Below are 23,593 nucleotides of genomic sequence, written 5' to 3'. Positions count from 1 at the left end.
CAACAATCGGACGCGACTGTCGTACAATCCTGACGAGATATCGCCATTTAGATTTGGGTCAGAAATGCCTGAAGTTTGGGTCATGATTGCTTGGGGACGCTCACTGATTTGACTCGGTTTTCTCACCAGATTGGGTCAACTCCGTGTGACGTTCCACATCTTTTGTCAGATGCCGCGCAAAACCGACTTTTGTGACAGGTAACTGACCCGAGCGGCGGTATTTCCTGAAATCATAGCAGCGTTGCTCAGTTGAGCGGGTGATCGTAAGATCCGGCCAATCCAGCCTTTGTCTGATCTCGGAAGCCTCGCTTGGTCAAAACCTACCAGCCACTCCCGGAACGAACTTCCCGCAATTGCCGCTGACGGTGGTATATGCCGCGTGTGAGCCGGCTACTTCCTTGCTGTCGCGGCTTGCGGCCAGGAACGGCGCCGTTTCGATGCAGAGGTTTTGCGGCGACATTGCCTTTCCGATCGACCCGCTCTTTCGTGGTGAGAAGGTTGCCATAGAGCAATTGGCGCAGCTTGCAGGGTGTGACGTGGGCGCATTGGAGTGGGTGTCTATCCGCCACCTCGGTAAGGTCCATTTTCGTTTGACGCCGCGCTGGCGGGGCACTGTGAGCCAGACTGGATGAACTATGGCGTCTTTGGCTACGATGTACTGAAAGATGGTCCTGACGCTCTTTCCGATTGCTTAATTGCGATGGCTCGTGTGGACGGCGCGGACGGTAGGTTCGTCGGTCGACTATTTGGTCCTTGGATGGCGTGGCTGAAGAGCCGGAGCCTGATCGCGATCAGATAAGGCATGCGCTGGCTCAGCTTGGAACCGACCTTAGCCTCTGAAGCGCACATTGGGTGCGTTGCAAGGCCCCTCTTGACCGCGCGGTATGCTCAAAGGGCAAAGCGGGCCGTACCCTTGTGGCCGAAAGCCGGGTGGCCCGCTTTTGTTTTACCAGGACGTGATCACAGCGCCTTGGTAGCTGTTGTCGATAAAGGCTTTGACCTCATCGGAATGATACGCATCCACGAGTGTCTTGACCCAGGGCTGATCTTCGTCGCCTTTGCGGACCACGATCACATTCACATAGGGGTTTTCAGCCTTTTCCATCGCAATGGCATCGTCTTTTGGGCTGAGACCGGAGGCGATGGCATAATTGGTGTTGATGATCGCGATATCCGCATCCGCCAAAGTGCGCGGCAATTGCGCGGCGTCGAGTTCGAGGAACTTCAACCCCTTGGGGTTCTCCGCGATGTCAAGCGGGCTGGGCACCAGACCCGTGCCCTCGGTCAATGTCACCAGACCCAAATCCTGCAACAACAAAAGCGCGCGTCCGCCATTGGTCGGATCATTCGGGATCGCCACTTTGGCACCGTCATCGAGCGTGGCAAGATCGTCGATCTTGTCGGAATAAATCCCCATCGGTGTGGTGATGGTGGTGCCGACGACGACCAGATCAAAGCCGCGATCTTTCATCTGGTTGTCCAGATAAGGCACGTGTTGGAACGAGTTGGCTTCGATGTCACCATCGGCCAGAGCGGTGTTCGGGATCACATAGTCGGAAAATTCGACCACATCTATATTTAGCCCCATGGGAGCGGCCACTTTGGCGACTTCTTCCATGATTTCGGCATGCTCACCGGGGGAAACCCCGACTTTGATGTCTTCGGCCATGGCGGCCGCAGCGGCGAGGGCAAGAAGAGAGGTAAGAGTTGCAAGACGCAGCATAGTTTGCTCCTTTGTTTGCGTATTATTGACCACGCCCTTTGGGCGCGCGTTTGTCCACGCGGGCGGCGATCCATTCACCGACGGATTGCACAAGCTGGACGAGAATAATGAGGATGACGACGACAACGGCCATGACGTCCGGCATGAACCGTTGATAGCCATACCGAATGCCCAAATCGCCCAAGCCTTCGCCGCCCACGGCCCCGACCATGGCGGAATAACCGATGAGGCTGACAACGGCGAGGGTGAGGCCAAGAGTGATGGAGGGAAGCGCCTCGGGGACCAAGACCTTGCGAATGATTTGAAATGGTGTCGCACCCATGGCCCGCGCCGCCTCGATCAAGCCACTGTCGACTTCGCGAATGGCATTTTCCACCAGCCGCGCGATAAACGGCACGGCGGCAATGGTCAGCGGTACGATCGCCGCCGTGGTGCCGATCGACGTGCCCGCAATGGCGCGGGTGAACGGGATGATCGCGACGACAAGGATGATGAACGGCACAGAGCGGGTGGCATTGACCACCAGCCCAAGCACTTTGTTCACCCAAGGCGCGGAGAGCAATTCCCCGCGCTGCGAAATCGCAAGGAACACCCCCAAAGGCAGGCCAAACATTGTGCCGAGAAGGGTCGAAATCGCGACCATATAGAGCGTCTGCCCGGTGGCTTCGATCAAAAGATTGATGAGATTAGCCGACATAGCCAAGTACCTCCGTCAAAAGCCCGTGACGTTCCAGATACGCCCGCGCATCGGCGCCCTTGCTGGCATCAAGCGAGACCAAAAGATTGCCAAAGGGCCGGGTTCCGATTTCTTCCACCGCACCCGCAAGGATGTTGACCTGAAGCCCCAAGTCGCGGGTCAACAGCGCCAGCATCGGGTCGGTCGCGTGTTTGCCCGCAAAGGTCACGCGGATCACCTCTTCGGCGGGGCCCACAGGCCGCGTGTCTTGGATTTTGCCTTTGAGAAAGGATGGAAGCGTGACGCCCAAGACACCGGAGAGAAACGCGCGAGTGGTCGGATGGTGGGGTGCTGTGAACACATCATATGTCGTTCCGGCCTCAACGATTTTACCATTGTCTATCACCGCCACATGGCTTGCGATGTCGCGGACCACGGCCATTTCATGGGTGATCAACAGGATGGTCAGACCCAGCTCGCGATTGATGTCTTTCAACAACTCCAACACCGTTTGGGTGGTTTTGGGGTCCAAGGCCGATGTGGCCTCATCGGATAGCAAAACCTTTGGTTCTGTTGCCAAAGCGCGGGCGATGCCGACGCGTTGTTTTTGACCGCCGGACAATTCTGCGGGGTAGCGATCTGCCTGTGCGGTGAGGCCAACACGTTCAATCAAATCCGCCACGCGGGTTTTGATTTTTGTCTTGGGGACGCCCGCGACTTCTAACGGCAAGGCAATGTTGCCCGCCACGGTGCGTGAGGCCAACAGGTTGAAATGTTGGAAAATCATCCCCACATCGCGCCGGATCATCCGCAACGCCGCGCCCTGCGCTGCGCCGACATCCTGTCCGCCGACCAAAACTTTGCCGGATGTCGGACGTTCCAATCCGTTGGCCATCCTCAGCAACGTCGATTTGCCCGCCCCAGAGCGGCCAATGATGCCGGTGATCGCTCCGGCTTCGACGGTGAGGGAGACATCGTCAACGGCAGAGACAGTGCCGCCGCCGGGGTGGGTGAAGGCCTTTCCTACGGTCTCAAAAACGATAGACGCGCCTTTTGGGGCTCTCTCTGACATGGTTTCGTGATCCGTGTTGCTAACGCTTGATTTCTGCGTCGGTAGACATGAGCCAGCCGCAAGGTTCAAGTCATGAAGCGCGCACAGAGCTTGTTTGCAAGGTACGGAGCCGTTGCGAAACGGAGGCGTTTGGGACGCCGGTGTTGCCACTCGGGCGGGCCGCTGGACCACGGTTCCCGTGGTTGTCATGGCGGCGGAAGAATATTCTTCTTTCGTGGGACTTGGCTGCGACATGCATCACGAGCCGTCGTGTAGGCGACATCTGGGGCCCAATATCTTATTGCAGATCGTATTGGAAATGAACCTACCGGCTTGCATTCCAAACTGGCTTCGCGCCATATGCGCAATAAATCCGCATTTTGGAGATGCCTTGCGTATCTTTATGACGCTTGGCGATCTTTTCGGGATGTTATTTGATTTCGGCACTTTTGAATGCCCTTATCGCACGTTTGGGAGGACCAACATGAAGACCTTTATCACCACTGCTGCATTTGCGCTCACGGCTCTGATGGCACATACAGTGCCGCTTGCCGCAGAGATCAAACCGACAACGTTGCGCTTGGCGCATGTGGTCAACGAACAAGACGCCTATCAGATCGCCGCCACCAAGTTCCAAGAGCTGGTGTCTGAGCGCTCCGACGGCGCGATCACGGTCGAGATTTTCCCCAACGCCACTTTGGGGGATGAACGCACCCTTCTCGAAGGCATGCAAATCGGCACCGTTGACATGGGCATCATCACCAACGGCCCGGTTGCGAACTTTGTCGAAGAAATGGCCGTGTTTGAGTTGCCGTTCCTGTTCAAGACCCCCGAAGCCGCCTATGGCGTTCTCGATGGTGAGATCGGTCAAGAGTTGCTTGATCGTCTGTCTGAGGTGAACCTCAAAGGGCTGGCCTATGCCGAACGTGGGTTTCGGAACCTGACAAACTCGCGCCACCCGGTGCGCACCCCAGCCGATCTTGATGGTCTGCGCGTGCGTGTGATGGAAAACCCGGTCTATATCGACACCTTCCGCGCGCTTGGGGCCGATGCCACGCCGATGGCATGGACCGAGGCACTTACCGCGATGCAACAGGGCACGATTGATGGTCAGGAAAACCCGGTTGGTGTGGTCTATTCGTTCAAATTGAACGAGACGCAAACCAACATGACGATGACGCGCCACACCTATGCGCCCGCGGTTTTTGTCATGGGGATGCCTGCATGGGGTAAACTGTCCGACGACGCGCAAGAGATCGTCCTGCAAGCCGCCAAAGACGCCTCCGCCTATGAACGCAAGATGAATGCCGAAGCTGAAGCCTCGCAGCTTGCCGAATTGAAAGCGTCGGGCATGAATGTGATCGAAGATGCCGATCTGTCCACCTTCTCGGCGGCGCTTGAGCCTGTGTATGAAAAATACGGCCAGAAATTTGGCGACTACCTGCCGCGCATCCAAGAGGCGCTGAAGTAAATGTTGAAAGTGCTGGCGTGGATGGATCGGGGGGTGGGCGAAGTCCTCAAACCTGTCGTCTTTGCAGGAATGATTGGTCTGACCGGCGTGATCACGCTTCAAATCGTGTCACGGGTGTTTTTCACCTCTGTGGGATGGACAGAAGAGGTTGCACGTTTTCTGTTGATTTGGATCACCTTTCTTGGCGCTGCGCTGGCCTTTCAACAAGGACGGCACATTGCTGTGACGCTTTTGCGTGACAGCCTGCCGTTGACCTTGCGCCGGATCGTCTCCGGCGCGGGGATCGTTGTGACATTTACATTTCTTGTGACCTTGGCCGTTATCGGCTGGCGTTACATGAATATGCAAAGCTATCAAAAATCGCCGTCTTTGCGCCTGTCTATGACCTATGTCTACGCGGTCATGCCCTTGGCCTCTGCGATTATGGCGGGGCTTTCGCTGATAGATCTGATCCGGCTTTTGGCCGGGCAGGCACCGCGTGAAACCCAGACGGAGTTGAATGAATGAGCCTCGTTCTGGCCGGTCTTTTCGTTGTCTTTCTTATCATGGGGCTTCCGGTCGCGATTGTGATCGGCGCGGCCTCGATGACGGCGTTGAACCTGTCAGGTGTCCCGCTCATGGTGGTGCCGCAACAGATGTTTTCCGGCATCAACTCTTTCGCATTTGTCGCCGTGCCGATGTTTATCTTGGCGGGCGACATCATGGCGCAGGGGGAAATTTCCAAACGTCTCGTCGCCTTCGCCGACAGTATGTTTGGCTTTATCAAAGGCGGCCTCTCTATCGTTTCGGTGCTTGCCGGGATGTTCTTTGCGGCCATTTCCGGCTCCGGTGCCGCGACCACAGCCGCTGTGGGCGCAAGCCTTGTGCCGGAACTCAAACGCAAGGGCTATGATCCCGCCGCTGCCGCCTCTTTGATTGCCGCATCGGGCACCATTGGCGTGGTGATCCCGCCGTCCGTTCCGATGATCATCTATGCGGTGATCGCCCAGGAATCGGTGGCAAAACTGTTCCTGAATGGCTTTATCCCAGGCGTTGCCATGGGTGTCGGTTTGATCGCAATCGCCCTCGTTCAGGGGCATCGACGTGCCTATCCGCGCGGGACGCCGTTTGATCTTTCGACCATCTGGCGCACGCTTTTGTCTGCCAGCTGGGGCCTCATGGCACCTTTGCTCATCCTTGGTGGTATTTTCTCGGGGGTGTTTACCCCCTCTGAGGCGGCGGTCGTGGCGGTCAACTATGCCATCATCGTTTCGCTGTTCATTTACCGCGATCTCACCTTGAAGGGCCTGTATCAGATCATGATGCGCGCAGGGGTGACCACCGCTGTCATCATGTTCGTGATTGCGGCCTCGTCGGTGCTGAGCTGGGCGTTGTCGAGTTGGCAAGTGCCCTCTGCCATCGCAGAATATGCCTTGTCGCTGTCGTCCAATCCCTATGTGCTGCTCTTGTTGATCATGGCGTTGATCCTTGTCACGGGGGTGTTTTTGGAAACGGCGTCGGCCCTCATTATCCTGACCCCGATGCTTTTGCCTTTGGCGATGCAATTGGGCATTGATACCGTCCATTTCGGGATCATCATCGTCGTCGGACTGGCGATTGGCATGGTCACGCCGCCGGTGGCGATCAATCTTTTCGTCGCCTCGACAACGGCCAATTTGCCGATTGAACGGATCACAAAGGCGGTTTTCCCTTACCTTATGGCTTTGATTTTTGTCTACCTGATGATTGCCTTTGTTCCATTGGCCTTTTGACGCCTGACAGAGGCGTGGGCATAGAGGCGGGACTGCGCACTCATGCCAGTGCCGCGTCGAATGCGATGCCCAGTTTCTCGATCAACTCGCCAATCTGATCCTCGGTCAGGATGAACGGCGGGGCCAGAAGCACATGATCGCCCCGCTGCCCATCCACAGTGCCGCCCATCGGGTAACAGATCAGCCCCGCCTCGAAAGCGGCGGCTTTCACCCGCTTGTTGATCCCTCGTGCGGGGTCAAAGGGGGCTTTGCTGGCGCGATCCTCGACGAGTTCCAGCCCACGGAACATCCCGCGCCCGCGTATATCACCGATATGCGGGTGATTGCCGAACGCATCGCGCAGGGCGCTGTCGAGCTTTTCGCCCATCTGAGCCGCGCGTGCGACCATGCCTCCCTCGGTCAGTTTTGTCACCACCGCATGGCCCGCCGCACAGGCCACCGGATGGCCGATATAGGTGTGCCCATGTTGGAAAAATCCCGATCCTTGTACAAAGGCTTCGTGTATCTGCGCCGAACAAAGCGTCGCTCCGATCGGCTGATACCCGGCGCCAAGCCCCTTGGCGATGGTGAGGATGTCGGGGGCAACCCCGTCCTGGTCACAGGCAAAAAGCGTGCCTGTGCGCCCCATACCGCACATCACCTCATCGAGGATCAACAACACGCCATAGCGGTCGCAAATCTCGCGAATGCGCTTAAAATATCCGGGCACGGCGGGCACAGCGCCGAGCGTCGCCCCCACAACGGGTTCCGCAACAAAGGCGATGACCGTCTCTGGTCCCACCCGCAAAAGCTCCGCCTCCAACTCATTTGCGACACGCTGACCATAGGCCTCTAAGCTCTCGCCCTCTTCTTGGCCGCGATACGCGTAACAGGGCGCAATATGGGAGGTCTCGGCCAAAAGCGGGGCAAATTGCGCCTTGCGCCAGACATTGCCGCCCACCGCCAACGCGCCCAAGGTGTTGCCGTGATAGCTTTGACGGCGAGAGATAAAACGGGTCCGCTGTGGCTCACCGATCTCGACACAATACTGCCGCGCCATTTTGAGCGCGGTTTCCACCGCTTCCGAGCCACCAGAGACGAAATAGACCTTATCGAGGCCTTTGGGCGCATGAGCGATCAGGCGCTCCGCCAAGGCTTCAGCCGGTTCAGAGGTGAAGAACCCGGTATGTGCAAAGTCGAGGGAAGCGACCTGTGTCTGAACCGCTGCAATCACATCTGGATCGGAATGCCCAAGACAGGACACCGCCGCGCCGCCGGAGCCATCAAGATATTGCTTGCCGGTGTCGTCATAAATATAGGCCCCATCGCCGCGTGCGGCTTTCGGCGGGGTGCTGCGGGAATTGCGATAGAAAACATGCGTCATTTACGTGCTCCGAGGGCGAAAAGAGGCGGCGAAAAGAGGCCAGGCTGAAAAGGGTCCTTTATAAATTTGAAACGCATAAGCCAAACATTGACAAGAGTTGAAACAATTGAAACAGTCTCTGAAAGTCTTTTTGTGGCCTTGGGGAACGCGGTGTCGGCAAGTTATCAGCAAAGATTGGCGGAACATTACGCCGAACTGAGCCCGCGTTTGCGTGAGGCCGGGGATTATCTTGTCGAACACCCGCTTGATGTGGTCACACGCTCCCTGAGATCAGTCGCACAAGAGACGCGAATCGCTCCGGCGACCTTTAGTCGTCTGGCGCGCGCCTTGGGGTTTGAAACATTTGAAACTCTGCGCGAGGCGGTGCGCGCACAATTGTCGCTTAAAGTGTCGAGCTTTGCGACCCGCGCCAAGGACCTCAGAGAAGCGCCCAAAGGCGAGGTCGAGGACCTGCTTATGCGCTCGCTTGAGATGACCCAAAGCAATCTCGAAGACCTTGTGCGCGGGCTCGATCAGGTTGAGCTTGCAAAGCTGATTGATGTGCTACACCACGCGCGCCGCGTGCTTATTGTGGGGGCTTTGGGGTCAACGGGGATTGCCGAATACGCGGGTTACATGGCAAATTTCCTGGGAGGGAAGTGGCGACTCGCCGGGCGCATGGGGTCTTCTTATGGCTCGGCGCTCAGTGATATGAACCAAAAAGATGCGATGATCGTGATCACCATGTCGCCATCCGCACGCGTGTCGGTCAATGCCGCCGAGATCGCCCGCCGCCAAGGTGTGTATGTGGCCGTGATCACGGACAGCTATGCGTGCCCCGCTTTGCGCCATGCCAACACGTCTTTCATTATAACAGGGGAAACTCCGAACTTTTTTAACACTTACACGACCACGGTTTTTTTCCTTGAAGTCATTATGGCGATGCTCGCGCAAAAAGCCGAGCCGGATGTCGTGGAACGCATATCAGAGATCGAGCGCCACAATCGGGCGCTTGGAGAAGTGGTCGATCTGTGAGGTGTGAGTGCCTCGGGATGACCGGAAAATCACTAAGGGAGACACCTATGACCAAACACCTGAAACTTGGCCTTGCCGCTGCCGCGGCCTCCGCCATGATCGCAGGCTCTGCGATGGCTGAAGAGTTCGTCACCATCGGCACCGGTGGTGTGACGGGCGTGTATTATCCGACGGGCGGCGCAATCTGTCGTCTGGTCAATAAAAACCGCAAGGAAACCGGTGTACGTTGCTCGGTCGAATCCACAGGCGGGTCGGTTTACAACGTCAACACAATCAAGGAAGGCGAGCTGGAATTCGGTGTCGCCCAATCCGACATTCAATACAACGCCTATAACGGTGTCGTGCAATTCGAGGGCGACCCATTCGAAGGTCTGCGCTCGGTGTTCTCCGTACACCCGGAACCCTTTACCGTTGTGGCACGTGCCGATGCGGGGGTGAAAACCTTTGAGGATCTCAAAGGCAAACGCATGAACATCGGCAACCCAGGCTCTGGTCAGCGCGCCACCATGGAAGTGGTGATGGAAAAGCTTGGCTGGACCTCGGATGATTTCGCCCTCGCGACCGAGCTCAAACCTTCGGAACAATCGGCCGCGCTGTGCGACAACCAGATCGACGCTATGGTCTATACTGTGGGTCACCCGTCGGGTTCCATTCAGGAAGCCACCACCGCCTGCGACTCCGTCCTCGTCGAAGTGGCAGGGCCAGCCATCGACGAATTGGTTGCCGACAACCCTTACTATCGCGTGGCGACCATGCCGGGCGGCATGTATCGCGGCAACGATGAAGACGTGCAGACCTTTGGTGTTGGCGCGACCATCGTGACCTCTGCGGATGTCTCCGAGGATGCGGTCTATGCTGTGGTTTCTGCCGTTTTCGACAATTTCGAAGACTTCAAGGGTCTGCACCCGGCCTTCGCCAACCTGAAGCCGGAGGAGATGATCAAAGACGGTCTCTCCGCCCCGCTGCATCCGGGCGCAGCCAAATATTACAAAGAACAAGGCTGGATGGAATAATCGGCCAAACATCTCAGGGGCGGCGCATCAGTGCCGCCCTTTTCCCATAAAAACACAACAGGGACGGTGGGGTATAAAGAATGACAGACACTGAAAAACGTGCATTGAACGAAGACGAGCTTCAGGAACTGGTTGCGGCCTCCGACAGCGGTGCCCGCAATGTTGCGGGAACATTGGGCAAGGCGATCGCGACAGTGGCGTTGTTGTGGTCGGTTTTCCAGGTGCTTCTGGCCTCTCCGATCGGGCTCAAGGTCCTGCCCGGTGACATGATCAACAACGCGCGGCAAATTCACCTTGCCTTTGCGATCTTCCTCTCTGCCATGTCCTATCCCCTGTTCAAATCGGCATCGAAAACCTCTGTGCCGTGGTATGACTGGATTTTGGGGCTCGGTGGGGCATTTCTCGCCATGTATGGCTATTTCTTCTACGCGAAGATCGTCGGAAATGGCGGGCTTGCGGACGCGAGCGACTCCTATTTCGCCCTTGCGGGCCTCACCTTTCTGTTCATCGCGGCGTATCGCACGCTCGGGCCGGTGATGGTGATCCTCGCCATTGTTTTCTTGGCCTATGTCTTTTTCGGCGCCTCAGAAGTTGTCCCGGATCAGATCCGCTGGGCGGGCGCGTCGCTGCGCAAAGCGATGTCGCATATGTGGATCACGACCGAAGGCGTGTTCGGTATCGCGCTCAACGTCTCGACCCAGTTCGTGTTCCTCTTTGTCCTGTTCGGTGCCCTGCTCGATAAGGCCGGTGCCGGGAATTATTTCATCAAAATGGCCTTTGGGGCTCTTGGACACCTGCGCGGTGGTCCGGCGAAAGCGGCCGTGGTTGGCTCCGCCGCAACGGGGCTGATTTCAGGCTCCTCCATCGCCAATGTGGTCACGACCGGCACATTCACCATCCCGTTGATGAAACGCGTGGGCTTCTCCGCAGAAAAGGCTGGCTCCGTCGAGGTCGCTTCCTCCGTCAACGGTCAAATCATGCCACCGGTGATGGGGGCCGCGGCCTTTCTCATGGTGGAATATGTCGGCATTTCCTATTTCGAGGTCATCAAACACGCCTTTCTTCCCGCGATCATCTCCTACATCGCGCTGGTTTACATCGTTCACCTCGAAGCGGTGAAAAACAACATGCCGACCATCGGCAACAAGGTCGTATCACTGTGGCGCACGGTCATGGGGATGTTCCTGTTTTTCGCGGGCTTTGGCGGGCTGTGCTATGCCACGCAATTTCCCGTGCGCCTGATCACCTCCATGGTGCCCGAGGGCAGCGGCTGGCTGCTCGCTGTGCTGATCGCTCTGGTTTATATTGGCCTCGTCAAACTTGCGGCCAATACCGACGAGCTTGAGATCGACGACCCCAATGCCGAAGTGATGGAACTTCCTGATGTGGCAAAGCTGTGGAAGGCGGGTCTTTATTATTTGTTGCCGATCGTCGTTTTGGTCTATTTCCTGATGATCGAACGCAAATCTCCGGGTCTGTCGGCATTTTGGGCGACCTTCCTTTTGTTCTTCATCCTGCTGACACAAAAGCCGCTCAAAGCGATGTTCCGTGGTGAAAACGATGCTGTGTCCCGGATGAAAGAAGGTGTGGTCGATCTGGTCGATGGCATGATCAACGGGGCCCGCAACATGATCGGGATTGGCCTTGCGACCGCGACCGCTGGCATCATTGTTGGCACCGTCTCTTTGACGGGCATCGGTCAGGTGATGGCGGATTTCGTCGAATTCCTTTCGGGCGGCAATCTGATCCTCATGCTGCTGTTCGTGGCGATCCTGTCGCTGATCCTTGGGATGGGTTTGCCGACCACGGCGAACTATATCGTGGTCTCCTCGCTCATGGTGTCCGTGGTTGTCGAACTTGGCGCGCAATCGGGGCTGATCGTCCCGCTGATCGCCGTGCACCTGTTTGTGTTCTACTTCGGGATCATGGCGGATGTGACGCCCCCTGTGGGGCTTGCGAGTTTTGCCGCCGCCGCCGTGTCAGGCGGGGATGCGATCCGCACGGGGTTCACTGCCTTTTTCTACAGCCTGCGGACGGTCGCTCTGCCGTTTGTGTTCATCTTCAACACCGATCTTCTGTTGATTGATGTGACCCTGGTCCAGGGCATCGTCGTCTTTATCATCGCGACCATTGGCATTTTGGTGTTCACGGCCGCGACGATGGGGTTTTACATCACCAAGTCGCGGATCTGGGAAACGGCGGCTCTTTTGCTTGTGGCTTTTGCCCTGTTCCGTCCGGGCTTCTTCATGGACATGCTCCAACCGCCGTTCCATGAGACCGCCCCCACGGTCGTGGCACAGGCGCTCGAAGAGGCCCCCGCCGGATCACAGATGCGTATCGTGGTGAAGGGACCGGATTTCGATACGCTTGAGGAAAAGGAAACGCACCTTGCCCTCACTGTACCGGATGTCGACGGCGGCGACGCGCGTCTTGCGGCGCTCGGGCTGATCTTCACGGTTGATGGGGAGCGCATGATCATGGACGAGCCAATGTTTGGGACGCCTCTGGCCGAACAACTGTCGAGCTTTGATTTCTATGGGGATGAGCCGGTGCAGATCACGAATGTTCAGGCACCCGCCAAGCAGCTCCCCAAAGAGTTGATGTTCATTCCAGCGCTCATTCTCTTGGGCCTCGTGACCGTTCTGCAACGACGCCGGGCGGCCTCCAAACGCGAATTCGAAGGAGAACCCGCATGATCCAGACCATTCTCTGTGCCGTTGATGTGAACCGCGTCAAAGATGAGGTGAAAGTCTTGCAAGCCGCCGCGCGTCTGGCCGCCGCCGAAGGGGCGCAGCTTGATGTGATCACCGTTCTGCCCGATTATGGCATGAGTTGGGTCGGCGGATATTTCGACGAACAACACACGAAAGACGCGCGCGGCAAAGTGAAACAGACCCTGCGTGATCTGGTGGAAGAGGTGCTCGGCCCAGAGGTCAACGCGAAGGTGCGTCATCTGGTGGCGGTTGGTACGGCTTACCATGAAATCCTTGAAACGGCGAAAAAGGACAGTGCCGACCTGATCGTCCTTGGCGCGCATCGCCCGGATCTCAAAGACTACCTCTTGGGGCCGAATGCGGCCCGCGTTGTGCGGCACTCCAAATGTTCGGTTTTCGTTGTCCGTTGAAGGACGCCGAACATGTAAATCCTTGGCCTGCTTCGGAGACGGGGCAGGTCATTTTGACTGAGCTATTCGTGAAAGTTTGGACAGGGGCATCGGCTGCGCCCTGTTGAAATGGCCTGTTGAAACGGCCCGGCACATTCTGGTTGGTGTTAAGGTGCGTCCAATGTGAGTGTCGTGGGCCATTCCACAGGCGCGACAAACACATATCCGGCCCCATAAATCGTGCGGATGATTTCGTGGGGATTGTCGCCATGTTTCAATTTGCGACGCAACCGGGAAACCCGGACGTCGACACTGCGATCAAAGTTGTCCAGACGATCCCCTGCCGTCAAATTCAACAGCGCTTCCCGGCTTAAAATCCGACCCGTTGCTTGCACAAAAAGGCGCAGCAATGTGTTTTCTGCCGTGCTCAAATGAATTTCCCCCCCGCTCTCCGAGACCAAAAGAGAGGAGGAAAAATAGGCCGTCCATCCGGCGAACTTGGCAATGTCCTGTGCGCCTTCGGGGGCGGGTGCGTGGCTTTGACTGCGCCGAAGAACGGCCCGCACACGGGCGACAAGTTCACGCGGCTCGAAGGGTTTGACGATATAGTCATCCGCCCCCAATTCGAGGCCGACAATCCGGTCCATGATATCGCCTCTGCCACTGACAATAATGATTGGCGTGCCGCTTTGGCCGATGTCTTCGCGGATCAGGGTCAGCCCATCTGCGTCGGGCAGGCCCAAATCCACCAGAAAGACGTCAGGCTGGGCCAGTTTGAGCGCGCCAAGCAAGGCCACGCGGGAGCGAAACCAGTCGACGTTGAACCCATTGTTGACCAAAACCCGGTCAATGACGGCGGCAACGCCCGGATCATCTTCGAGCAGATAGACGGTTTTGCTCATGTGTCCCCCTCTTTGATGCTCAACACCTGTTTGATCGACTGTTGCAAAAGCGTGCGATCAAAGGGTTTGCGCAAAATGGGCAGTTTGACGCCAAGACAGCTTTGGTCCGGTGGCGTGGCTTGTCCGGTCATCAGTAAAATGCCAACGCGACTGTGGTTTTTGAAGACCTCGCAGGCCAGATCAAGACCGGAGATGCCACCCGGCATGGCAATGTCGCTGATCAACAGGCGAATTTCAGAAATGTGTTTCAGCAAATTCAGTGCGTCGCGGGCATTGGCGGCTTCGATCACGGGATATCCTTCGTCGACAAGCTGTCGACGCAGAACCCGCCGCACATCCGCGTCATCATCAACCAGCAAGGTCACAGGCCTTTCTTGTGCGGCCAAAAGCTGGGCTCCGGGACTTTCGCTGGCGTCAGTCTCTGGCAGTTCAGTGTCATCCACTGCAGGGATAAGGATGGTGAAGGTGCTGCCCTGACCGCGCTCGCTTTCGACACGAATGGCACCATTGGATTGTTTGACAAACATATAGACCATGGACAGCCCAAGCCCGTATCCGGCACCGTCATCCTTAGACGTGTAAAACGGCTCAAAAATTCGCTCGCGGCTGTCCTCTGTCATGCCTTCGCCATTATCAATCACTTGAAGCCGTAGAAAATACCCGCTGGCCAGTCGGTCCGGCTCGGCCTCGATCGGAGATAAAAACACAACGTCCTGACGCAGTTCGATCATGCCACAGTCCCCGATGGCGTCACGGGCGTTCACCGCAAGATTGAACAGCGCCATTTCAAGCTGTGCCAAATCCACAAAGACCAGAGGCAGATCCGTGGCGCTTTCGGCCGAAATGTCAATGGTTTCGGGAATGGTGGGGCGCAACAGTTTGACCAGCCCATCCAATATGTCATCTGTCCTGACGGGCTGTGGATCAATCGGCTGTTTGCGTGCCAAAGACAACAGACGCCGCGTCAGATCAGAGCCGCGCCGGGCGGCGGCGATGGCCGGGGCTAAAAATTCCTCGTTCAGCTCTGTTTGATCCAACCGATCCGCCAAGGGCGTGAGATTGCCCAAGATGACCGTCAGCAAATTGTTGAAATCATGCGAAATGCCGCTTGAGAGACGTCCGAGCGCGTCCATCTTTTGGCTTTGCAACAGTGCGGCATTGGCGGCCTTTTGCCGGGTCACGTCGATCGACAAAAGGAAGAAACCGATCACCTCGCCGCGCGACGGTTGTTCGGGCCGCAGGAACGTCCTGATTTCTTTGTCGCGGCCATCGGGCAGGCGGATGGTCATGGCAAAATCCACCGCCGCGCCGCGCCGCGTTTGTTCAAAGAAATGGTTGGATTTGCCAAGGGTGTCGGGTGCCAGAATGGCGCTACAGAGTTTGCCGATGAAATCCTCGGGTCGCAACCCATAGGCGCGCGCGAACCGGGTGTTCACATAGGAAAACCGCATGTTTTTATCGACATGGGCAATTCCTGCGGACACTTCGTTGGCAATGATGTTGAGGCGATTTTCGCTCAGTTGCAGCGCGGCGGTGCGTTCATGGACGCGCCGGGCCAGATCGGTTTCGCGCTGATTTTGCTCGGTGATGTTGGAATAGACCGCCGCAACCCCGCCGCCGAGCAAGGGAGCGGCGCTAAATCGGATGGCCCGACCATCGGGCAATTCACAATTGATACAGTGGCTTTCGCCTTTGCTCGCCGCTTCGATATTGGTCCGCACCCTGGCCAAAATCGTACTCAGGGGCGCGTCCTGTGGGCTGAGAGCATGGTTGAACAAAGCCTTGTGCGGCGTGCCCGCCTGAAGTGTGACATCCCCCAAGCCAATGAAGTCCTGAAATTTTCTGTTCCACGACACCAACCGCAATTGCGCATCAAAGACGCCCAGACCCTCTGACACATGGTCAAGAGCGGCCTGCGTCAGGCTGTCGTGAGGGGGGTGCTTGGCCCATGTCGTTGTCACAATTCACCTCAGATCCAATCGCGTCTGCGCAAATGTTTGCGCGATTTCGGATGTCTTCGAAAGCCCAACTCGTGCCACTGTTACAATTCGTATCAATTCAGAAATCTTTCGGAAAACTTAAGAAGATAGTGAATCCGAAATCGCGTTTTGGAGGAGACCGATGGTGAAATCCCATAATATCTATGATCAAGGCCTGGACATGACCGCCGCGAATTTTACGCAGTTGTCACCGCTGAGCTTTATTGAACGAACGGCCGCCATTTATCCCAGAAAGACTGCGGTCATTTATAATGATCTGCATCGCACCTGGGAAGAGACCTATCTGCGCTGTTGCAAATTCGCGTCTGCTTTGTCCAAGCGTGGCATTGAGAAAGGCGACACAGTTTCCATTATCGCGGCCAATATTCCCGAAATGTTCGAAGCGCATTTTAGCGTCCCGATGACAGGTGCGGTGTTGAATGCGATCAACACACGCCTTGATGCCGAAGCCATCGCGTTCATCCTCAATCATGCCGAAGCCAAGGTTGTGATCGTCGACCCCGAGTTTTCCGAAGTCATGGAGCGCGCGCTGCACATGGCGGGGGGCGACATCTTGGTCATCGACATCGAAGACTCAAGCTTTGAGGGCGGCAAAAAAATCGGTGCGTTGACCTATGACGCGTTCCTGGCCGAAGGCGATGAAAACGATGACTGGTCTTTGCCGGGTAGCGAATGGGACGCCATCAGCCTGAATTATACGTCTGGCACGACGGGCAACCCCAAGGGGGTGGTCTATCATCACCGTGGTGCCTATCTGAACGCGCTGTCCAACATCAACACATGGGATATGCCGCGCCATTTCACCTATCTTTGGACCTTGCCGATGTTCCATTGCAACGGCTGGTGTTTCCCATGGTCGGTCGCGGCCCATGCGGGAACGTCGGTCTGTCTGCGCGCCGTGCGCGACAGCGCGGTCTATGAGCTGATCAAATCGCAAAAGGTGACGCATTTCTGTGGGGCTGCGATTGTTTTGGGTCTTTTGGGCAACGCCCCCGACGAGATGAAAGCGGGCATTGAGCATGAGGTCAAAGTGTTGACCGGCGGTGCCCCACCCCCCGCAATCGTGATCGAGAAAATGGAAAGCGCCGGCTTTGATGTGACCCATGGCTATGGCCTGACCGAAACCTACGGTGCCTCTGTGTTCTGTTCGTGGCATTCTGAATGGGACGCCCTGCCACTGTCCGAACGGGCCCGAATCAAAGCGCGGCAAGGCGTTAAAAACATGGCACTTGACGATCTGATGGTCGCAGAACCTGACACGATGACCCCCGTGCCCAGCAATGGTGAAACCGTGGGCGAAGTGTTTGTGCGCGGCAACAACGTGATGAAGGGATACTTGAAAAACATCTCCGCCACGGACGCGGCGTTCCGTGGCGGTTGGTTTGCCTCCGGCGATCTCGCCGTGCGTCATCCCGACGGCTATATCGAGATCAAAGACCGCTCGAAGGACATCATCATCTCTGGCGGCGAAAACATCTCGTCGATCGAGGTCGAAGATGTGCTTTACAAACATCCGTCCGTCATGCTCGCCGCCGTTGTCGCCAAGCCGGATGAGAAATGGGGCGAAACCCCCTGTGCCTTTATCGAACTGAAGGCGGGTGCAACCACAACCGAAGCCGAGATCATCGAATTTTGCCGTGCCAATATGGCGCGCTTCAAGGCGGTCAAAACGGTGGTCTTTGCCACTTTGCCCAAGACCTCTACCGGCAAAATCCAAAAATTCGTCCTGCGTGATCAAGCCCGCGCAATGGCTCAGGCAGAGGCCGAAGGCGTCTCTGTGTAAGACACGATCCGAAAACGGATCAGCGGGCGGGGGAGACCCTCGCCTGCGCAAAACAAGCCAGATTAAGGGAGGATCGCAGATGAATGCATCGGGAGATTTCATTCTGCAAACGCAGAAGCTGACCAAAGGCTTTCTGGGCTTTATTGCCGTGGACTCGGTTGACCTGAATGTCGAACGCCATACGATCCACGCGCTGATTGGCCCGAATGGTGCTGGAAAAACCACGGTTTTCAACCTGTTGACAAAGTTTTTGACGCCCAGCAGCGGCACGATCTTGTTGGATGGCGAGGACATCACAGCGGCGCGGCCAACGCAGATCGCGCGCAAAGGCGTGATCCGGTCGTTTCAGATTTCGGCGGTGTTTCCGCATTTGACCGTGCGTGAAAACGTGCGTGTCGCGCTTCAGCGCCAACTTGGCACCTCCTTTCATTTTTGGCGCGCGGAAAGCTCTTTGAATGTCCTCAATGAGCGCGCTGACGAGCTGTTGGATTTGGTCGGTCTGTTGCGGTTTGCCAATGATGAGGTGGCCGACATGTCCTATGGCCGCAAACGCGCGCTTGAGATTGCCACGACGCTGGCGATGGAACCCAAATTGATGTTGTTGGACGAACCAACCCAAGGCATGGGGCGCGAAGATGTGGACCGGATCACCGAACTGATCCGCCGCGTTGCCAAAGGCCGCACCATTTTGATGGTGGAGCACAATCTTGGGGTCGTCTCGACCCTGTGTGACCGCATCACGGTGCTTCAGCGCGGCGCGATTTTGACCGAAGGCGCCTATGCCGAGGTCTCGTCCGACCCGCGGGTTAAAGAAGCGTATATGGGGAAATCGGCAGCATGAGCGGGGCAGGAAAACACAGCGCCGGGATCGAGATTGGCGGCGAACACAGCAGCGAAAAGATCGAAGATTTGCGCATCACCGACCTGCATGCGTTTTATGGCGAAAGCCACGCGCTGCACGGGATCGACATGACGGTCTATCAGGGCGAGTTGGTCACATTGCTTGGGCGCAACGGCGCTGGGCGCACCACCACGCTGCGCGCGGTGATGGGGTTGATCGGGTCTCGGTCCGGGTCGATCATGCTGAAGGGCAAAGAGGTGATCAAGGCCAGTGCGCATGAAATCGCGCGTCTGGGTGTTGGCTATTGCCCCGAGGAACGCGGCATTTTTGCAAGTCTCTCGGTCGAGGAAAACCTGTTGCTGCCGCCGCATGTGGCCCCCGGTGGCATGAGCGTCGAGGAACTCTACGAGATTTTCCCAAACCTTGCCGAACGGCGCACCAGTCCCGGCATGCGCTTGTCAGGCGGCGAACAACAGATGCTGGCGATGGCGCGCATCCTGCGCACCGGTGCGACGCTGTTGTTGCTCGATGAGATCACCGAAGGGCTGGCCCCGGTGATCGTCGATAAGCTCGGTGACGTGCTGACCATGCTCAAAGAGCGCGGCTTTACCATCGTGCTGGTCGAGCAAAATTTCCAATTCGCGGCCCCCTTGGCCGACCGACATTTCATCATGGACCATGGGCATATCGTCGACTGCGTCCTGCAAAGCGAGTTGCAAGAAAAACAAGCCGTCTTTGATGAATATCTGAGTGTTTGACACGTTTCAAAAGGGAGGAGACCCAATGAAATTTCTGAAAAACTTTATGGTGGGCGTATCTGCGCTGGCTCTGACAGCAGGTGCGGCGCAGGCCGAAATCAGCGATGGCGTCGTGAAAATCGGCGTGTTGACCGATATGTCGGGCACCTATTCCGACGTGGCGGGTCCGGGCACCGTGACCGCCGCAGAAATGGCGATCGAAGATTTCGGTGGCACCGTCGCGGGCGCACCGATCGAAGTGGTGTCCGCCGATCACCAAAACAAAGCCGATGTTGCCGCCAATAAAGCGCGCGAATGGGGCGATACCCAACAGGTTGACGCCTTTGCCGAACTGGTGACCACATCGGTTGCCATGGCCGTGTTCGAAGTCGCCAAACAACAAAACAAAGTTGTTTTGGTCTCGGGGGCGGCCTCGTCGCCACTGACCAATGACGCCTGCATCCCAAGCGGCCTGCACTGGACCTATAACACCCGCGCTCTGGCGGTTGGCACCGGCTCCGCGATTGTCAAAGAGGGCGGCGATAGCTGGTATTTTCTGACGGCGGATTACGCCTTTGGGGAATCCCTGCAACGTGATGTGACGACCGTGGTCGAAGCGGGCGGCGGCAAAGTTCTGGGCGCGTCCAAGCACCCGTTCCCGGCCTCCGATTTCTCGTCTTTTGTGCTTCAGGCACAGGCCTCTGGTGCCAAGATCATTGGCCTTGCCAATGCGGGCGGCGATACGATCAACGCGATCAAAGCCGCCAATGAATTCGGCATCGTCAGCGCAGGACAAAAAATCGCCGGGCTTTTGGTGTTCCTCTCCGACGTCCACGCGCTTGGGCTTGAGACGGCGCAGGGTCTGTTGATGACCGCCAGCTTTTATTGGGATTTGAACGACGAAACCCGCGCGTGGTCGCAGCGGTTCTATGAGCGCACGGGCAAGATGCCCACGGGCGTTCAGGCCGGGGTCTATTCGTCGGTCACGCATTACCTCAAAGCCATCGAAGCCACCGGGACGGACGATACCGATACGGTTGTGGCCAAAATGCGCGAGATGCCGGTGAATGACTTTTTCGCTCAAAACGGCGTGCTGCGTTCCGATGGGCGCATGGTGCATGACATGTATCTCGCCGAGGTCAAATCCCCCGCAGAGTCCACAGGTCCGTGGGATTATTTGAAGATCGTGCGCGTCATCCCCGGTGAAGAGGCTTATGGCCCGCTGTCCGAAAGCACCTGCCCGACAAAATAGGCCAAAGCATAAGGTCAACTTCCCCGCCGGAGGAACGGCTCTGGCGGGGCTCACGCATAAAAGAAATGGGATCACTCAATGTTTTCCGACCTGCTGGGCATCGCGCCCCAAGTCCTGTTTGGCCAGCTGTTGCTGGGCCTGATCAACGGGTCGTTCTATGCCGTTTTGTCCTTGGGTCTGGCGGTGATTTTCGGGCTGCTGAACATCGTGAATTTCGCGCATGGTGCGCTGTATATGTTGGGTGCCTTTGCCGCCTGGTTGCTTGGGAAATATCTGCATATCGACTACTGGGGCGCGCTGATACTTGCGCCGCTGATCGTCGGGTTTATCGGGGTGCTGCTTGACCGGTTTTTGTTGCGCCGTTTGGCGGGGGTTGATCACCTCTATGGCTTGCTCTTGACCTTTGGCCTGGCAATGTTGATCGAGGGCCTTTTCGTCAAAATGTTTGGCGCATCAGGTCAGCCTTTCGCCGCTCCCAAAGCCCTCAATGGCGGGGTGAACCTTGGGTTCATGTTCCTGCCCTACTACCGCGCTTGGGTGGTTGTCGCCTCTTTGGTGGTCTGTGCAGTCACCTGGTATGTGTTTGAACGCACCAAAATCGGTGCCTACCTGCGCGCAGGCACAGAAAACCCAAAACTGTTGCAGGCGTTTGGCGTCAACGTGCCGCTTCTGACCACGCTGGCCTATGGCTATGGCGTTGCTTTGGCAGCCTTTGCCGGGGTGCTGGCCGCCCCGATCACGCAGGTCAATCCGCTGATGGGATCGAACCTGATCATCGTGGTCTTTGCCGTGGTGGTGATCGGCGGCATGGGGTCCATCATGGGGGCCATCGTCACAGGCCTGTCCATGGGCGTGGTCGAGGGGCTGACCAAAGTGTTCTGGCCCGAAGCGTCCTCCACAATCATTTTCATCGTGATGGCCATCGTGCTTGTCCTGCGCCCCGCCGGACTGTTCGGCCGCACCAACTGAAAGCTGGGAACATGAAGAAATATTTGGCTTACGCACTCCTTCTCACCCTGTTGCTGGTTGCGCCGCTGCTGTTTTATCCGGTGCTGTTGATGAAGGTTCTGTGTTTTGCGCTCTTTGCCAGCGCCTTCAATCTCATCCTCGGCTATGGCGGTCTGCTCAGCTTTGGTCATGCGGCGTTCTTTGGCGGCGCGGCCTATGTCACAGGTCATGCGATCAAAACCTGGGGCCTGCCGACCGAGCTTGGCATTCTGACCGGCACAGTGGCGGCGATGGTCCTTGGGCTTTTGGTGGGCGTCTTGGCGATCCGCCGTCAGGGGATCTATTTCGCGATGATCACTCTGGCCTTGGCGCAGATGGTCTATTTCGTCTTTATCCGCTCCGGCTTTACCGGCGGTGAAAACGGCCTGCAAGGCATTCCACGCGGCACGTTTTTGGGGCTCGTCGATTTGAGCAATGACCGCGCGATGTACTATTTCGTGCTGGGGGTCTGCCTTATTGGCTTTGGCGTGATCGCCCGCGCGGTGCATTCGCCTTTCGGTCAAGTGTTGCGCGCGATCCGCGACAATGAACCCCGCGCCACATCGCTTGGCTATAACATCGACCGCTACAAGCTTTTGGCCTTTGTGATTTCCGCCACGATTGCCGGGCTCGCAGGCGCGACCAAATCGGTGGTGTTCCAATTGGCCTCTTTGACCGACGCGCATTGGCACATGTCGGGCGAGGTGGTGTTGATGACGCTCTTGGGCGGATTGGGTACGATTTTCGGCCCCGCTGTTGGTGCGGCCATCATCGTGACGCTGCAAAACACGCTGTCCTCTGGGCCTCTCGGGGCGTGGGTCACCGTGATCATGGGGCTGATCTTTATCATCTGCGTCTTGGCGTTCCGCAAAGGGATCGTCGGCGAGCTTCAGGCCGCTCTGCGCAAGTCCTTCAACTAAAAGGTATACCTCATATGACAACCACGATCAGCTCCACAGGAGTCATTGGCGCCGGGCAGATGGGCAACGGGATTGCCCAAGTCATGGCGCAGGCCGGGATGGATGTTGTTCTGACCGACATCAGCGCCGATGCCTTGAGCGCGGCAATGGCGTTGATCCGTCGCAATCTGGACCGTCAGGTCGAGCGCGAAAAGATCACCGCCGATGATCGGGATCAAACCCTCAACCGGATTTCGACCACCCATGACATGGCGCTGGTGGGGGCCACGGATCTGGTGATTGAGGCCGCCACGGAAAACGAAGCGCTCAAACTGCGCATTCTCGAAGGGCTGACACCTCATCTGCATGATCACACTCTTTTGACGACAAACACCTCGTCGATCTCGGTGACCCGGCTCGCCTCGGCCACGGATCGGCCGGACCGGTTTATGGGCATTCATTTCATGAATCCCGTGCCGGTGATGAAACTGGTCGAATTGATCCGGGGCCTGTCCACCAGCAACGAGACCTTTGACACCATCAATGAGGTTGTCAGACGGATCGGCAAAACCGCCGCCGTGGCAGAGGATTACCCCGCCTTTATCGTCAACCGCATTCTGGTCCCGATGATCAATGAGGCGGTCTACACATTGTTCGAAGGCGTCGGCTGTGTTTCCTCGATTGACCAAGCGATGAAACTCGGGGCCAACCACCCGATGGGGCCGCTTGAGCTGGGCGATTTCATCGGCCTCGACACCTGTCTGGCGGTGATGAATGTGCTCTACCACGGCCTGTCGGATAGCAAATACCGCCCATGCCCGTTGCTGGTGAAATACGTCGAGGCCGGGTGGACCGGTCGCAAAGCTGGCCGTGGTTTTTATGATTATAGCACGGTGCCTCCCACACCGACCCGCTGACACAAGGAGCGTCTAAATGAAGGTTTTGGTACCAGTCAAACGCGTGATTGACTACAACGTGAAGGTCAAAGTGAAGGCCGATGGCACTGGAGTTGATCTTGCGAATGTGA

At 57.1% G+C, this 23,593-nt stretch carries 20 protein-coding genes and 1 pseudogene; 15 read left to right on the top strand and 6 right to left on the bottom strand.

Annotated features, from left to right (window positions below):
• Positions 1–946: 946 nt before the first annotated feature.
• The 3 genes from BLT54_RS17310 to BLT54_RS17300 are packed head-to-tail and all read right to left on the bottom strand — an operon-like array spanning position 947 to position 3,471.
• A complete protein-coding gene (locus BLT54_RS17310) occupies positions 947–1,723 on the bottom strand; it encodes a MetQ/NlpA family ABC transporter substrate-binding protein (RefSeq protein ID WP_074646457.1) in 777 nt (258 codons plus the stop codon).
• Positions 1,724–1,745: 22 nt separating this feature from the next.
• Positions 1,746–2,420, bottom strand: a complete 675-nt coding sequence (locus BLT54_RS17305) for a methionine ABC transporter permease (RefSeq protein WP_074646456.1) — start codon at positions 2,418–2,420, stop codon at positions 1,746–1,748.
• A complete protein-coding gene (locus tag BLT54_RS17300) occupies positions 2,410–3,471 on the bottom strand; it encodes a methionine ABC transporter ATP-binding protein (RefSeq protein ID WP_074646455.1) in 1,062 nt (353 codons plus the stop codon). Before BLT54_RS17300 ends, BLT54_RS17305 begins: the two co-directional genes overlap by 11 nt.
• Positions 3,472–3,934: 463 nt before the next feature.
• On the opposite strand from BLT54_RS17300, the gene BLT54_RS17295 reads away from it, so the two are divergent.
• Genes BLT54_RS17295 through BLT54_RS17285 form a run of 3 tightly spaced genes read left to right on the top strand, consistent with a single transcriptional unit; the run spans position 3,935 to position 6,672 of the window.
• Positions 3,935–4,921 carry a TRAP transporter substrate-binding protein gene (locus BLT54_RS17295; protein WP_074646539.1) on the top strand — a complete coding sequence of 329 codons (987 nt, stop codon included), beginning with the start codon at positions 3,935–3,937 and terminating at the stop codon, positions 4,919–4,921.
• Complete coding sequence (locus BLT54_RS17290) at positions 4,922–5,428, top strand: TRAP transporter small permease (protein WP_074646454.1); 507 nt, start codon at positions 4,922–4,924, stop codon at positions 5,426–5,428.
• Positions 5,425–6,672, top strand: a complete 1,248-nt coding sequence (locus BLT54_RS17285; RefSeq protein ID WP_074646453.1) for a TRAP transporter large permease — start codon at positions 5,425–5,427, stop codon at positions 6,670–6,672. Before BLT54_RS17290 ends, BLT54_RS17285 begins: the two co-directional genes overlap by 4 nt.
• A 40-nt stretch (positions 6,673–6,712) precedes the next feature.
• Here BLT54_RS17285 and BLT54_RS17280 read toward each other — a convergent pair whose 3' ends face one another.
• Positions 6,713–8,035 carry an aspartate aminotransferase family protein gene (locus tag BLT54_RS17280; RefSeq protein WP_074646452.1) on the bottom strand — a complete coding sequence of 441 codons (1,323 nt, stop codon included), beginning with the start codon at positions 8,033–8,035 and terminating at the stop codon, positions 6,713–6,715.
• 150 nt (positions 8,036–8,185) lie between these two features.
• On the opposite strand from BLT54_RS17280, the gene BLT54_RS17275 reads away from it, so the two are divergent.
• The 4 genes from BLT54_RS17275 to BLT54_RS17260 all read left to right on the top strand — a co-directional run bounded on the left by BLT54_RS17275 (position 8,186) and on the right by BLT54_RS17260 (position 13,186).
• On the top strand, positions 8,186–9,049 hold the full coding sequence (locus tag BLT54_RS17275; RefSeq protein ID WP_245708044.1) for a MurR/RpiR family transcriptional regulator: 864 nt from the start codon (positions 8,186–8,188) through the stop codon (positions 9,047–9,049).
• A gap of 47 nt (positions 9,050–9,096) precedes the next feature.
• Positions 9,097–10,062, top strand: a complete 966-nt coding sequence (locus BLT54_RS17270) for a TAXI family TRAP transporter solute-binding subunit (protein WP_074646451.1) — start codon at positions 9,097–9,099, stop codon at positions 10,060–10,062.
• A gap of 80 nt (positions 10,063–10,142) precedes the next feature.
• The gene (locus tag BLT54_RS17265; protein ID WP_074646450.1) at positions 10,143–12,758 is read left to right on the top strand and encodes a TRAP transporter permease; all 2,616 of its coding nucleotides are present in this window, start codon (positions 10,143–10,145) and stop codon (positions 12,756–12,758) included.
• Entirely contained in the window at positions 12,755–13,186 is a 432-nt protein-coding gene (locus tag BLT54_RS17260) for a universal stress protein (protein WP_074646449.1), read from the top strand. The genes BLT54_RS17265 and BLT54_RS17260 overlap by 4 nt, the downstream gene beginning before the upstream one ends.
• Positions 13,187–13,332: 146 nt before the next feature.
• On the opposite strand, the gene BLT54_RS17255 is transcribed toward BLT54_RS17260, so the two are convergent.
• Both BLT54_RS17255 and BLT54_RS17250 read right to left on the bottom strand, forming a co-directional pair.
• Entirely contained in the window at positions 13,333–14,067 is a 735-nt protein-coding gene (locus BLT54_RS17255) for a response regulator transcription factor (RefSeq protein ID WP_074646448.1), read from the bottom strand.
• Positions 14,064–16,028 (bottom strand): hybrid sensor histidine kinase/response regulator, encoded by a 1,965-nt coding sequence (locus BLT54_RS17250; RefSeq protein ID WP_074646447.1) that lies wholly within the window; start codon positions 16,026–16,028, stop codon positions 14,064–14,066. Before BLT54_RS17250 ends, BLT54_RS17255 begins: the two co-directional genes overlap by 4 nt.
• Before the next feature lie 160 nt (positions 16,029–16,188).
• Between BLT54_RS17250 and BLT54_RS17245 the strand changes: the two genes are divergently transcribed.
• The 8 genes and pseudogenes from BLT54_RS17245 to BLT54_RS22315 form a co-directional block, all read left to right on the top strand.
• Complete coding sequence (locus BLT54_RS17245; RefSeq protein WP_074646446.1) at positions 16,189–17,850, top strand: acyl-CoA synthetase; 1,662 nt, start codon at positions 16,189–16,191, stop codon at positions 17,848–17,850.
• Positions 17,851–17,929: 79 nt separating this feature from the next.
• A complete protein-coding gene (locus tag BLT54_RS17240) occupies positions 17,930–18,691 on the top strand; it encodes an ABC transporter ATP-binding protein (RefSeq protein ID WP_074646445.1) in 762 nt (253 codons plus the stop codon).
• Between the two features lie 128 nt (positions 18,692–18,819).
• Positions 18,820–19,449 (top strand): ABC transporter ATP-binding protein, encoded by a 630-nt coding sequence (locus BLT54_RS17235; protein WP_245708048.1) that lies wholly within the window; start codon positions 18,820–18,822, stop codon positions 19,447–19,449.
• A gap of 25 nt (positions 19,450–19,474) precedes the next feature.
• Positions 19,475–20,680, top strand: coding sequence for an ABC transporter substrate-binding protein (locus BLT54_RS17230; protein WP_074646443.1), 1,206 nt, complete (start codon positions 19,475–19,477; stop codon positions 20,678–20,680).
• A 78-nt stretch (positions 20,681–20,758) separates the two neighbouring features.
• Positions 20,759–21,649, top strand: a complete 891-nt coding sequence (locus BLT54_RS17225; protein ID WP_074646442.1) for a branched-chain amino acid ABC transporter permease — start codon at positions 20,759–20,761, stop codon at positions 21,647–21,649.
• Between the two features lie 11 nt (positions 21,650–21,660).
• Complete coding sequence (locus BLT54_RS17220; protein WP_143026864.1) at positions 21,661–22,587, top strand: branched-chain amino acid ABC transporter permease; 927 nt, start codon at positions 21,661–21,663, stop codon at positions 22,585–22,587.
• Positions 22,588–22,601: 14 nt separating this feature from the next.
• On the top strand, positions 22,602–23,483 hold the full coding sequence (locus BLT54_RS17215) for a 3-hydroxybutyryl-CoA dehydrogenase (protein ID WP_074646440.1): 882 nt from the start codon (positions 22,602–22,604) through the stop codon (positions 23,481–23,483).
• Positions 23,484–23,499: 16 nt separating this feature from the next.
• A pseudogene (locus BLT54_RS22315) lies at positions 23,500–23,593 on the top strand (electron transfer flavoprotein subunit beta/FixA family protein); the annotation flags it as partial.

The sequence above is a fragment of the Celeribacter baekdonensis genome, from assembly GCF_900102315.1.
In the GTDB taxonomy this organism is placed as follows: Bacteria; Pseudomonadota; Alphaproteobacteria; order Rhodobacterales; family Rhodobacteraceae; genus Celeribacter; species Celeribacter baekdonensis.
This window is presented reverse-complemented; position numbering and strand designations above follow the sequence as displayed.